The organism is uncultured Bradyrhizobium sp., assembly GCF_936943645.1.
In the GTDB taxonomy this organism is placed as follows: Bacteria; Pseudomonadota; Alphaproteobacteria; order Rhizobiales; family Xanthobacteraceae; genus Bradyrhizobium.
In genome coordinates this window covers 33,853-46,462 of the sequence record NZ_CAKZJO010000053.1, presented here as the reverse complement: position 1 = coordinate 46,462, position 12,610 = coordinate 33,853, and the positions used below count along the sequence as shown (strand labels likewise).

Sequence of the window (12,610 nt, the reverse complement as noted above, 5' to 3'; positions counted from 1 at the left end):
ACAAGAAGAAGGACAAGCCGTGGCCCAGGACCTTGCAGGAAAAGTTGCCGCGATCACCGGCGCCGCATCGGGCATCGGGCTCGAATGCGCCAGGACGTTGATCGGCGCGGGCGCGCAAGTGGTGCTGATCGACCGGGCCGAGGAGGCGCTGAGCCTCGCTTGCGCCGAACTGGGCGCGAATGCGATTCCGCTACGCGTCGACCTCACTGATCCCGCGAGCATGGCAACCATGATGCCGCAGGTGCTGGAGAGGGCGGGCCGACTGGACATCTTCCATGCCAATGCCGGCGCCTATGTCGGCGGCGAGGTGCTTGGCGGCGATCCCGATGCCTGGGACCGGATGCTCAATCTGAACGTCAATGCGCTGTTCCGCTCGATCCACGCGGTGCTACCGCACATGGTCGAGCGCAGGAGCGGCGACATCATCGTGACCAGTTCGATCGCGGGTCTCGTTCCGGTCGTCTGGGAGCCGATCTACACCGCGTCCAAGCACGCGGTGCAGGCCTTCGTGCACACGTTGCGCAGGCAGGTCGCCAAACATGGCTTGCGCGTCGGTGCCGTCGCCCCCGGACCGGTCGTGACCGCGCTGCTCAAGGACTGGCCCAAAGCGAAGATCGAGGAAGAGATGGCGGCCGGTGGCTTGATGCAGCCGGTGGAAGTCGCAGAAGCCGTGCTCTTCATGTTGACCCGTCCGAGGAACGTCACCATCCGCGACCTCGTCATTCTGCCGCAGAGCAACGACCTGTAGCAGCTTCCGATCGGCGATCCAGATGACCAAGCAATCCGATAACCGCCATTTTCTCGGCATCGATGTCGGCACCGGCAGCGCCCGCGCCGGTGTATTCGACCGCACCGGCAGGCTGCGTGAAAGTGACAGCGCGCCCGTCGCGCTGTGGCGCGAGGCCGGCGACGTCGTCGAGCAGTCGAGCGAGGACATCTGGCGTGCCGTATGCCGCAGCGTGCGCGGCGCGGTGGCGCAGGCCGGCATCGCGCCGGACAGCATTGCGGGCATCGGCTTCGACGCGACCTGTTCATTGGTGGTGCTGGGCGAGGGCGGCACGCCGCTGCCCGTCGGCCCATCGGGCGATCCCGCGCGCAACGTCATCGTCTGGATGGATCATCGCGCCGCCGATCAGGCGCGCAGGATCAACCAGACCGGTGAGAAAGTTCTCGACTATGTCGGCGGCACGATCTCGCCGGAGATGGAGACGCCGAAATTGCTGTGGCTCGCCGAGAACATGCCCGACACGTTCTCCCGTGCATGGCAGTTCATGGACCTCACCGACTTCCTCACCTGGCGCTCGACGGGAAGCTTGTCCCGATCGATCTGCACCGTGACATGCAAGTGGACCTATCTCGGCCACGAAAACCGCTGGGACGATCAATTCTTCCGTAAGGTCGGGCTCGGCGTGCTCGCGGACGAGCAGTTTCGCCGGATCGGCACCGAGATCGTGCCCGGCGGAACCAGGCTGGCGTCGGGCCTGACGGGGGAGGCCGCGGCTGATCTTGGGCTCGCGACGGGGACGCCGGTCGCCGCGGGCCTCATCGATGCACATGCCGGCGGCGTCGGGACGGTGGGGGCACGCGGTGCGGCGGGCACGGTGCTGACACGGATGGCCTATGTGTTCGGAACGTCCGCCTGCACCATGACGACCACGCCGGATCCGGCCTTCGTCCCCGGCGTGTGGGGACCCTATTACTCCGCCATGGTGCCCGGGCTTTGGCTCAACGAAGGCGGGCAGTCGGCGGCCGGTGCTGCGATCGAGCACCTGTTGCAGATGCATCCGTACTCCGCGCAGGCAACGCAGGCTGCCAGCCGGAAGCAGCAGACACTCGCCGATTGGCTTGCGGCCGAAACAGAAGCCCGCGGTGGTGCGGCCATGTTGCCGCAATTGGTCGGCGGGATTCATGTCGTCCCGGAATTCCTCGGCAATCGCGCGCCGTTCGCGGATCCGGAGGCACGCGCATTGATTGCCGGGCTCGATCTGCGGTCCGATCTGGAGAGCCTGCTGGCGCTCTATCTGGCGGGGCTGTGCGGCCTCGGCTGCGGCGCCCGCCAGATCGTTCGCGCCCAGCATGACAAGGGCATCGCGGTCGATACGATCGTCGTCAGCGGCGGTGCCGCAAAGAGCCCCCTGGTGCGACAGGTGCTCGCCGACATGACGGGTTCGACGGTTGCGGCGTCCGCGTCCCCGGAGGCGGTCCTGCTCGGCTCCGCCATGCTTGGATCGGTTGCCTCAGGCGACCACGCCGATCTCGGCGACGCCATGCAGGCGATGTCGGTGTTGGGAGACATCCATCAACCGCAGACTGCTCTGGCCGGCTGGGCCGATCGGCGCTTCGCAGCCTTCGAGGCCCTGCAGCAAGTCGGCCGAACCATCAGGGGCTAGCTCTTCCGGGGTTCAGCCCCCCTTTCATCATCGCGACACATATGTCATTATAAAAATACAAATGTATAGGCCGGGCCTCTTGCCCGGCGAGGGAGGGCTGCCCATGGGTAGGAAAGTCGCATTCATCGCGGCCTTGTTCGGCGCGTTGGCCATGATTGGCCCGGCGCAGGCGCGGGTCGAGGTCCAATGGTGGCACGCCATGAGCGGCGTCCTCGGCGATCGGCTCAACGAGCTGGTCGAGAAGTTCAACGCCTCGCAGGACAAGTACACCGTCATCGCGGTCGCCAAGGGCAATTATGACGAGGTGACCAACGGGGTGATCGCCGCCTATCGGGCCAAGCGGCCGCCGGAGATGGTGCAGATCGCCGAGCGCGGCTACATGACAATGTTGCTGTCAGGGGCCGTTGTTCCCGTGCAGGACCTCGTGGAGCAGAAGGGTTACAAGATCGACTTCTCCGACTTCATCAAGCCGGTGGCAAGCTTCTGGAGTTACAAGGGACGGATGTCGGCGATGCCCTTCAACTCGTCGACGCCGATCTTCTGGTACAACAAGGACCACTTCCAGAAGGCGGGCTTCGACAAGCCGGCCGATACCTGGCAGGAGCTGGAGAAGCAGCTCTACGCCATCAAGTCCAAGGGGGTCAGCGAGTGCGGCACGGTGCTGCCCGGGGATTTCTACTGGAGCCTGCTCGAGAACTACAGCGCCATCAACAACCAGCCCTATGGCACGTTGGCCAACGGATTCGACGGGCTCGGCACCGAGTTCGTCTACAACAAGACGAAGGTGGTCTCGCAAGTCGCGCGGCTCAAGAAATGGCTCGATGACGGCGTGATGCAGATCGCAGGTCAGGGCTTCAGTCCCGAACAGTTGTTCACGTCGGGACGATGCTCGACCTTCGTCAATTCGACCGCATCGCACGGCAACATCGAGCGCAACGCGACCATCAACTGGAGCGCCACCTTCCTGCCGCATGAAAGCGATATCAATCCGCCGCTCAACAGCACCATCGGGGGCGGGGCCATCTGGGTCATGAAGGGCCACACGCCGGAGCGATACGAGGCCGTCGCGGCCTTCCTGGATTTCGTCGCGCAGCCGGAAACCCAGGTCTGGTGGCACGGCGCCACCGGCTACGTTCCCGCCACCAACCGCGCCTATGCACTCGCGCGCGAGCGCGGCTATTACAAGGATCATCCGACCCGGGAGATCGCGGTGCTGCAGCTCTCGCGTGGTACGCCGAACGAGAACTCGCGTGGTTTCCGCTTCGGTAATTTCGTGCAGACCATGCTGGCCCAGCGCCAGGAGGTGGAGGCGGTGTTCGCCGGTCAGAAGCAGCCGCAGCAGGCGATGGATGACGCCGTCAAGCGGGGCAACGAGATCCTGCGGCAGTTCGAGAAGCTCAATGCCGGGAAGACTCCGGAAACCGAGCGTCCATGACGCTGCGCCTGTCGATCCCCTGGCGTGATGCGCGCGCGCCCGTGCTTCAGAGGAAGCACGGGAGCGCTGGATCCAAGGCCGTGCCGGCGGCGGCCGCCGGCAGTGCGCGCGCATCGGGCAGGGCTGCGCGGCGCGATCAGGAGGCCGGACTGAAGCGCGCGAATTTCGGCGAGGGGCCCGGCCTGCCGACGCTGCTGTTGCTGCCGCAACTGCTGATCCTGCTGTTCTTCTTCTTCATCCCGTCGCTGCGGGCGCTGATGCAGTCGGTGCTGCTCAGCGATCCCTTCGGCAACAACGTCCAGTTCGTGTGGTTCGACAATTTCAAGTCGCTGCTTGCGAGCAGCGATTATCGCCAGTCGATCGCGGTGACGTTCTGGTTCACGGTGATGCAGAACGTGCTCACATTGGGCAGCGCGCTCGTGCTGGCGTTCGCGACCGACAGGATTGTCCGGGGACGCTCGGCCTATCGCACCATCATCCTGTTGCCCTATGCCATCGCGCCCGCGATTGCCGGCATCCTGTGGGCCTTCCTGTTCAATCCGGCGGTCGGCCCGCTCGCCCAGGTGCTGCACGGCTTCGGCATTTCGTGGGACCCCAACCTCAATCCGAACGATGCGCTGATCCTGGTGACGCTCGCTGCGTCATGGAAGCACATCTGCTACGACTACATCTTCCTCGTCGTGGGCTTGCTCGCGGTGCCGGTGTCGCTGATGGAGGCCGCCGCCGTGGACGGCGCGGGGCCGATCCGCCGCTTCGTCTCGATCGCGCTGCCGATGCTCGGGCCCACGATCTTCTTCCTCACGGTGATGAACTTCATCTACGGCTTCTTCGAAACCTTCGCTATCATCGATGCCGTGACCAAAGGTGGTCCGGCCGGGGCGACCAACATTCTGGTCTACAAGGTCTTCGTCGACGGCTTCGTCAATCTCGATCTCGGCTCGTCGGCCGCCCAGTCGGTCCTGTTGATGAGCTTTGCGCTGATCTGCACGCTGCTGCAATTCCGCTACTTCGACCGCAAGGTCAATTACGGGGTCTAGCCAGATGGTGGAACGCTCACCGGTCCTCAACATGGTCTGCCACGCGATCCTGATCGCGGGCGCACTGACGGTATGCGTGCCGCTGTATTTCGCTTTCGTGGCGGGCTCGCTGACGGTGGCCGAGGTTCAGAAGGTGCCGCTGCCATGGCTGCCGGGGAGCCAGTTCCTCGACAATCTACAGCTGGCATGGGCCAAGGGCAATTTCAGCCGCACTTTCCTTAATTCGGTCGTCGTGGCGCTCGGCATCACGGCCGGCAAGATCGCGGTGTCGCTGCTTTCGGCCTTTGCCATCACCTATTTTCGCTTCCGCTATCGGATGCTCGCGTTCTGGCTCATCTTCATGTCGCTGATGCTGCCGATCGAGGTTCGGATCGTGCCGACCTTCGAGGCCGTGGCCAATGCAGCGCTGCCGCTGCAATGGCTGCTGGAGACCTCGCATGTTGCCGATCTTTGGCGCTGGATCAGTGGGCACGAGGTCGCGATCGCGCTCGAATGGAACATGGTCAATACCTATCCCGGGTTGATCCTGCCGTTGATCGCCTCGGCCACGGCCACGTTCCTGTTTCGCCAGTTCTTCCTGACCATCCCGGACGAACTCTGCGAGGCGGCGCGGCTGGATGGTGCATCGCCGCTGCATTTCTTCTGGAGCATCCTGCTGCCGCTGTCGGTGCCGAACATGGTGGCGCTCGCCATCATCCTGTTCCTGTTCGGCTGGAATCAATATCTCTGGCCGTTGCTGTTCACGACCGATAAGGACATGGCAACGGCGGTCATCGCGCTGAAGGGCCTGATTCCCCGGTCCGACAGCGAGCCGGCCTGGAATATCGCGATGAGCGGCGCGCTCCTCACCATGTTGCCGCCGGTGCTGGTCGTCCTGCTGTTGCAGCGCTGGTTCATCAAGGGTCTCGTCGACAGCAGCAAATAGGAATCGATCATGGTTTTCATCGCCGGGCATCGCGGCGGCCGCAATCTTTGGCCCGAGAACAGCCTGACGGGCTTCCACAACCTGTGCAGGGAGGACGTCGATGCGGTCGAGTTCGACGTCCATCAGAGCACGGATGGCGGTATCGTCGTGATTCATGATCCGCTGCTCGACCGCACCACGTTCGAGAGCGGGCCGGTCGGCGAGCGCAGCCTGCGGCAATTGACGGCGATGCGTCTTCGCGATACCGGCGACGACTGCATCCCGACCCTGGGCGAGGTGCTGGATGTGTTCAGCGACACCACGCACGAGCTGCATATCGAGATCAAGACGGATGCACTCGGCTATGCCTATCCCGGACTGGAGGCGCGGCTGATCGACGAGGTCAAGCGCCGGGGCCTGGAGCGGCGTGCCGTCATCACCTGCTTCGTGCCGGGGGTGATTGAAACCGTGCGGAGGCTGTTGCCGGAGGCGCGGGTCCTGATCTCGCTCGATCGCCGCTCGGCGGAGATGATGGGCGGAATGGAGTCCGCGCTGACGCAACTGGCCGCCATTCCCGGTTGCATCGTCGCGGTCGAAAAATCGCCGCTGGGGCTCGCAATGCCGCTCGCTCTGAAGGTGCTCGGCACCGAGCGCCTCGGCGTGTGGGTGACCAACGAGCCGGAGGAGATCGCCTATTGGCTCGCTCAGCCGGTGCGGCAGATCACGACCGACCGGCCGGATCTTGCTGCGAGCATCCGTCGCAGGCTGAAAACCGCCGCAGCGCAGCCGTGATTCCCCGCCGCCGCTTTCTCGTGGGGACGCTTGCGAGCGCAGCCTTCGCTGCACCCGCCGGCTTCGTGCGGGGAGCGCCGGTCTCATTTGGCGCGGATCCGTTCACGCTCGGTGTCGCCTCCGGATGCCCGCGCGAGGACCGCGTCGTCCTGTGGACACGGCTTGCGCCGCAGCCGCTCGAGGGCGGCGGCATGCAGGATGCATCGATCGAGGTCGAATGGCAGGTGGCCGAAGACGAGGCCTTCGCGCACGTCGTCTCCCGCGGCGTCGTGCGAACGACGGCAGAGCTCGCGCATTCCGTGCATGCCGAGGCGATCGGCCTGCTGCCGGATCGCGTCTATTGGTATCGCTTCCGCGCCGGCCCGGCGCTCAGCCCGATCGGGCGCACGCGTACCGCCCCGGCCGGTGCGGTGCGGACATTCCGTTTTGCCTTCGCATCCTGCCAGCAATACGAGCAGGGCTATTTCAGCGCCTATCGCGACATGGCCGCGCGCGATCTCGACCTCGTCGTGCATCTCGGCGATTACATCTACGAGAAATCCTGGGGATCGCGCCACGTCCGCCAGCACGGCGTCGGAATTCCGACGACGCTCGAGGAATTCCGCAACCGCTACGCGCTCTACAAGAGCGATCGCGATTTGCAGGCGGCGCACGCCGCCTTTCCCTGGCTGTCGATCTGGGACGACCACGAGGTGATGGACGATTATGCCAATGATCGCTCCTACACCGTGCGCGATGCCGCTCGGTTCCTGAAGATTCGTGCGGCAGCCTATCAGGCCTATTACGAGCACATGCCGCTGCCGCCCTCGGCGCGGCCACGCGGTGCAGATGCCACGATCTATGAGCACTATCGGTTCGGCGAGATGCTCGACGTGCTGCTGCTCGACGATCGGCAATATCGCTCGCCGTCGGCCTGCGTCGGGGGCGGGCGACCGACCTGGGTCAAGGACTGCGCGGACCGGACCGACGAAGCGCGGACGATGTTGGGCCGTGCGCAAGAACAATGGCTCGATGCGCGCCTGCGCGACTGCCGCGGCCGCTGGACCATCGTCGCGCAGCAGACCCTGATGGCGCAGGACAAGCGGGAAGGGGACGACGGCGCGCGCTTCTGGATGGACGGCTGGGACGGCTATCCCAATGCCCGCCGCCGGTTGCTTGATTCGCTCGTGGCGCAACGACGGCGCAATCCGATCGTGATCGGCGGCGACCGCCACGCGTTCTTCACCGCCGATCTGAAGCAAGACTTCACCCGGCCGAACGGACCGACCATTGCGACCGAGTTCGTCGGCACCTCCATCACCTCGGACGGGCCCAGCGAAGCCGGCGTGCGCAAGGCGCTGGCGGAGAATCCGCACCTGCTCTATGCGCGTGGCGACAAGCGCGGCTATGCGACCGTCGAGCTCGACGCCCGGCATTGCACCGTGGGGTTCGAGGTGCTCGACGACGTCAAGGACGCCGGCAGCGCCGTGCGCCGGCTGACGAGCTTTGTAGTCGAGGACGGCGTGCCGGGCGCGAAGGCCGCATGACGTACTCCACATGGCGCCGATTTGACGGCCAGGGAAAGATCGCCTCAAATGCTCCGACGTCTGACTGTGTTTCGAGGCCGCTGCTGGGGGCTGCGCCGTGACTGACCAAACTATCCTGCGGGTGGCCTGGCTCTATTACATGGAGAACCTGACCCAGGCCGAGATCGGCGAGCGGCTGGGGCTGACCCGCGCCCGCGTCAACCGAATGCTGTCGGATGCCCGGCAGACCGGCATCGTCAATATCCGCCTCAACTCCGCCTTTGCGAGCTGCACGGAGCTGGAGCACCGCCTGCGCCGGGAATGCGGCCTCGAGGACGCCGTCGTCATCCCGAGCCCGGAGAATCCCGAGCAGACCGGCAGCCTGATCGGGATGGCGGCGGGAGCGTATCTGTCGAAGTTCCTCGAGCAGAAGCGCCCGCGCATCATCGGGATCGGCTGGGGCGCGACCTTGCGCGAGACGATCCGTTACGTCACGCCGGCGGACTATCCCGATCTGTCCATCGTCTCGATGATGGGCGGCCTGTCGCGCGGGCTCGAGCTCAACACGTTCGAGATCGCGGGCGAGCTCGCGCACCGGCTGCACGCCCAGTGCAGCTATCTGGCGGCGCCGATTTTCGTCAGCAGCCGACGCTCGCGCGACACCTTCCTGGCCCAGGAGGTCTATCAGGAGGTGCTGAACAGCGTCGACAAGATCGATCTGGCGCTGCTGAGCATGGGAGACATGACGCCGCGCTCGCTGTTGATGCGGCATGGACTGCCGCCGGACGTGCGTGCCGAGCAACTGCGGGCGGCGGGTGCCGTCGGCGACGTCCTGGCGCAATTTCTCGACAAGGCCGGCCGGCCCATCGATCACGGCATCAACAGCCGCGCCATCGCGATGCCGCTCGAAAAGCTGGCGCGCGTGCCGACCTCGATGCTGATCGCAGGGGGGCTCAACAAGGCGCCGATCATCGCGGCTGTGCTGCGGGGCCGGATCGGCAAGGTGCTGGTGACGGACGAGAACACCGCGCTCGCCGCGCTGAAACTGATCGACAAGCAGAAATAGCCGCACTCTCGCAAGGGACAGGACCGCGCCTCGGGCATCGAGGGCGCGATGGCCCGCGCATGCGCGCCAACGGCGCGTGAAAGCATTTGTCACCCGCCGATTACATATGTAATATATCTGAGACAATTGCTCAGAAGGATGGCGACGACATGCGCGCTGCGGTGCTCCAGGACATTCGTGATATCCGTGTCCTCGATATTCCCGAGCCGAGGCCGCTCGCGGATGACGAGCTCATCATCCGCGTCAAGGCCGTCGGTGTCTGCGGCAGCGACCTGCACTCCTACCTCGAGGGCGGGACGACGGGCCCGACGCAAGTCAGGCCGTTCGTCCTGGGGCACGAATTCTCGGGCGTCCTGACGCCGGACTCGGCCCGCAAGGCGGGGTTCTCGGCCGACGCGCTGGTGGCGGTCGATCCGTCCATTCCGTGCGGCCATTGCGAGTGGTGTCATCGCGGGCACACCAATCTCTGCCCGAACGTGAAGTTCCTGGGTTACGCTCCTCACAACGGCGCCATGGCCGAATTCGTCTGCGTGCCGAAATCGGCCGTGCATGTGGTGCCCGAAAGCATCGACCCCGCCGGCGCGGCGATTCTGGAGACGCTAGGCGTCGCGATCCATGCCATGGATCTGGCGCGTCCGCGGCTTCAGGAGACGGTGGCGGTGCTCGGCTGCGGTCCGGTGGGACTGCTGCTCGTGCAACTGGCGCGGCTCGCAGGCAGCGGCAAGATCATCGCGATCGACCCGGTCGAGCAGCGCACGGCGCTGGCGTGCGACCTCGGGGCGGATGTTGCCTGCCGCAGCTATGCCGAGGTTGCCGACGCCACCGATGGCCGCGGTGTCGATCTGGTGATCGAGGCGACCGACTCCTCGCACGGTTTCGAGCACGCCGCGCGCTGTGCGCGTATCGGCGGCCGGGTCGTTCTCGTCGGCATTCCCGAGAACAACCAGTACATCCTCAGCGGCGCGGAATCGCGCCGGAAGGGCCTGTCGATCAAGTTTTCACGCCGCATGCCGGAGGTCTACCCGCGCGCCATTGCCCTCGCGCAGTCGGGGCAGGTCAAGCTGGCACCGCTGGCGACCCATAGCTTCTCGCTCGACCAGACGCCTGCCGCGTTCGAGCAGCAGGTCGCGCGGCGCGACGGCATCATCAAGGCGATCATTTGCCCGTAAACCATGGCGCAATCATCCAAACTGGTCGTCGTGAGAAAAGGGCGCGTCCTGATGGTGAGGCGCAGGCGCGACGGGCTCTGGATGTTTCCGGGAGGACGAAGGCGGACAGGTGAGAGCGACAGGCGCTGCCTTCGCCGCGAGATCAAGGAAGAGCTTCCCAAGCTGAAGCTCGGTCCCCTGAAACTCTGGAAGGAAGTGAAAGCGAAGAAGGGCGGGACCGGCCGACGGATGAGCGATGCGATCTTCCTGGCCAAGAAGGTGTCGGGACGCCTGAAGGTCGGTGACAAGAAGGAGATCGACCGTGCGGTCTGGCGCAAGCCGCGCGGCGCCAGATTGACGGCGACGTCGCGCTACATCCGCGACAAGCTGTTTCCGAGGTGAGGCTTCCGGTCGGTCGTTGGCCTCAGGCGATCCGTTCGGTGCAGGTCACGCCTTGGCCTCGCGCGGCGGGTAGACTTCGTGCACGACGTCGTCGATCCAGTAGTCGGTGAGGCCGGGCACCGGACGAATGGAGACGTCGATGGTCTCGCCGTCGATATCGTAGACCACTGCGCCGAGCCGCGCGGCTCCGCCCATCGGTGGCGCCAGCTTCTCGCCGACCAGAAAGCCTGCCGCCGGTCCCCAGATATAGTGCGTGCCGTTCAGGCGCATCTCGTGCCAGCGATGCAGATGGCCGCTGGCCACGATCTCGACCCGATAGCGCTGCAGCAGATCGAGAAGAGCGCGGCGCGGTCCCGGCTTGACTGACCAGTAACCGGTATCCGCTTCGTCCGGAGTCTCGATGAAGAGGGGGCGATGCATGAACCAGGCGATGCGGCGTCCTGCAGCATCGGCCATCGCGGCCTCGAGCCATTCGCTCTGTTCCGCATCCCCCGGGCCGCCGCCGATGATCATCGAATTGAGCCCGATCAGGCGCCAGCCGGCCACGTCCCGCAGCCAGCGGTCGTCACCGAAATGGCGCCGGAAGCGGGCGAGCCGCTCCTCATTCACCGGCTGGTGCGGGTGGCCGACTTCGCCGACATCGTGGTTTCCGGGAACCGTGACGATGGGGACGCCAAGCGAAGCCAGCTGGCGCGCGCAATAGGCCGCGTCAGCCTCCTGATCGGCTGCGTCGACCGTCACGTCGCCGGTATGGATGACAAGATCCGGCTTTTGGTCCGCGATCCAGCGCGCAAGCGGCGCCCAATTCGGCTCGAAGTGCGACTTATCCGGGCTGAGATGCGTATCGGAAATCTGAAGGACTCGGACCATGACGCCTCTGCTGCGGGCCGCGTGTCGCGCCGTGCGCCGACGTCGCTCGAGCGGACCATGCCATTTTGGTCGAGTATACACATGGTCACTTCAGGTCACAAATGTCGTGCAGCGACACCGGTGCCGTTCGAAGTGTCTTTCGCTCTGCTCGCACGCCGCATGCGGGCTTGGAAGCAGCAGATCTAGGCCGGTCTTTCGATATGCGCGCGAATGGCGTTCTTGTCGATCCAGCCATGCTCGCGGGCTTTCGCCAGCATCTCGGTGTAGCGCTGGTGCCAGTCCGCATCGTCAGGCCGGCCCTCCAAGGTCGGGACCAGATCGATCGAGACGAGCGCATCGCGGTCGCCGACCAGCATGATTCCCTTCCAGGGCTGACCATCCATCGATGTCTCTGCATGCATCACCAGCTTGAACCTGCGAAAGTCGGACGGCTCGGAAAGCCGGACAACACCTCCGTCGAAGCATTCGATGATCATGCTGTCGCTCCTGTTGCGATCCCCGCCGATAAGGACGGTATTGCCGGATCTCGCCCGGCAAATCCAGCTACCCGCGCGGCAGCGCGTGCAGAGCCCCCTGAAAATTGACGAGCGGATCGCCGTGACCGCCCCGCGTCGCCACGATCCTGCCGATGAAGAGGCCATGCGTGCCGACCACCTGGTGATGATGCAGTACGCATTCCAGGGCGCCGATCGCCCGCTCGAGGAGCGGAACGTCGAGCGTGCCTTGCTCCCATTGCGCCGTTGCGAAGCGCTCGACGCCCTTGACGCTGCCGGCAAAACGCAACGCCAGATCCTCCTGCCCAGCACCAAGCAGGCTGACCCCGAAGCGGCCGTTGGCGAGGATGCCGGCATGGGTTTCGGAGCTCGAATTGACGCCGACGAGCAGGCTCGGTGGATCCAGGCACAGCGAGGTGACGGAGCTGACCGTCAACCCACGCCGTGTTGCGTCCGCTCCCGTCGCCACGATGGCGACGCCGCTCGCGAGGTTGCGCATCGCCAGCCGAAACTCGGCGGCTTCGACCGAGCGGACATCGGGCATTTGAGGCATCTGACATCCCATGA

The 12,610-nt window shown here is 65.2% G+C and carries 13 protein-coding genes; 10 read left to right on the top strand and 3 right to left on the bottom strand.

The window, feature by feature from the left end; all coding sequences use genetic code 11:
• Positions 1 to 19 precede the first annotated feature (19 nt).
• The 10 genes from Q0743_RS12190 to Q0743_RS12145 all read left to right on the top strand — a co-directional run bounded on the left by Q0743_RS12190 (position 20) and on the right by Q0743_RS12145 (position 10,679).
• Positions 20 to 748, top strand: coding sequence for an SDR family oxidoreductase (locus Q0743_RS12190; RefSeq protein ID WP_298241774.1), 729 nt, complete (start codon positions 20 to 22; stop codon positions 746 to 748).
• Between the two features lie 22 nt (positions 749 to 770).
• The gene (locus Q0743_RS12185; protein ID WP_298241773.1) at positions 771 to 2,390 is read left to right on the top strand and encodes an FGGY-family carbohydrate kinase; all 1,620 of its coding nucleotides are present in this window, start codon (positions 771 to 773) and stop codon (positions 2,388 to 2,390) included.
• A gap of 151 nt (positions 2,391 to 2,541) precedes the next feature.
• Positions 2,542 to 3,825, top strand: a complete 1,284-nt coding sequence (locus tag Q0743_RS12180) for an extracellular solute-binding protein (RefSeq protein WP_298241986.1) — start codon at positions 2,542 to 2,544, stop codon at positions 3,823 to 3,825.
• Positions 3,822 to 4,862 carry an ABC transporter permease subunit gene (locus tag Q0743_RS12175; protein ID WP_298241772.1) on the top strand — a complete coding sequence of 347 codons (1,041 nt, stop codon included), beginning with the start codon at positions 3,822 to 3,824 and terminating at the stop codon, positions 4,860 to 4,862. Before Q0743_RS12180 ends, Q0743_RS12175 begins: the two co-directional genes overlap by 4 nt.
• A gap of 4 nt (positions 4,863 to 4,866) precedes the next feature.
• Positions 4,867 to 5,787 (top strand): ABC transporter permease subunit, encoded by a 921-nt coding sequence (locus Q0743_RS12170; RefSeq protein ID WP_298241771.1) that lies wholly within the window; start codon positions 4,867 to 4,869, stop codon positions 5,785 to 5,787.
• Between the two features lie 9 nt (positions 5,788 to 5,796).
• Entirely contained in the window at positions 5,797 to 6,558 is a 762-nt protein-coding gene (locus tag Q0743_RS12165; RefSeq protein ID WP_298241770.1) for a glycerophosphodiester phosphodiesterase family protein, read from the top strand.
• Complete coding sequence (locus tag Q0743_RS12160; protein ID WP_298241769.1) at positions 6,555 to 8,084, top strand: alkaline phosphatase D family protein; 1,530 nt, start codon at positions 6,555 to 6,557, stop codon at positions 8,082 to 8,084. The genes Q0743_RS12165 and Q0743_RS12160 overlap by 4 nt, the downstream gene beginning before the upstream one ends.
• A gap of 97 nt (positions 8,085 to 8,181) precedes the next feature.
• Positions 8,182 to 9,129, top strand: coding sequence for a sugar-binding transcriptional regulator (locus Q0743_RS12155; protein WP_298241768.1), 948 nt, complete (start codon positions 8,182 to 8,184; stop codon positions 9,127 to 9,129).
• Between the two features lie 149 nt (positions 9,130 to 9,278).
• A complete protein-coding gene (locus Q0743_RS12150) occupies positions 9,279 to 10,298 on the top strand; it encodes an alcohol dehydrogenase catalytic domain-containing protein (protein ID WP_298241767.1) in 1,020 nt (339 codons plus the stop codon).
• A 3-nt stretch (positions 10,299 to 10,301) separates the two neighbouring features.
• Positions 10,302 to 10,679, top strand: coding sequence for an NUDIX hydrolase (locus Q0743_RS12145; RefSeq protein ID WP_298241766.1), 378 nt, complete (start codon positions 10,302 to 10,304; stop codon positions 10,677 to 10,679).
• Between the two features lie 45 nt (positions 10,680 to 10,724).
• Here the strand turns inward: Q0743_RS12145 and Q0743_RS12140 are convergent, their stop codons facing one another.
• The 3 genes from Q0743_RS12140 to Q0743_RS12130 form a co-directional block, all read right to left on the bottom strand.
• A complete protein-coding gene (locus Q0743_RS12140; protein WP_298241765.1) occupies positions 10,725 to 11,549 on the bottom strand; it encodes a metallophosphoesterase in 825 nt (274 codons plus the stop codon).
• 182 nt (positions 11,550 to 11,731) lie between these two features.
• On the bottom strand, positions 11,732 to 12,025 hold the full coding sequence (locus Q0743_RS12135; RefSeq protein ID WP_298241764.1) for a hypothetical protein: 294 nt from the start codon (positions 12,023 to 12,025) through the stop codon (positions 11,732 to 11,734).
• Between the two features lie 67 nt (positions 12,026 to 12,092).
• Positions 12,093 to 12,596 carry a flavin reductase family protein gene (locus tag Q0743_RS12130; RefSeq protein ID WP_298241763.1) on the bottom strand — a complete coding sequence of 168 codons (504 nt, stop codon included), beginning with the start codon at positions 12,594 to 12,596 and terminating at the stop codon, positions 12,093 to 12,095.
• Positions 12,597 to 12,610 lie beyond the last annotated feature (14 nt).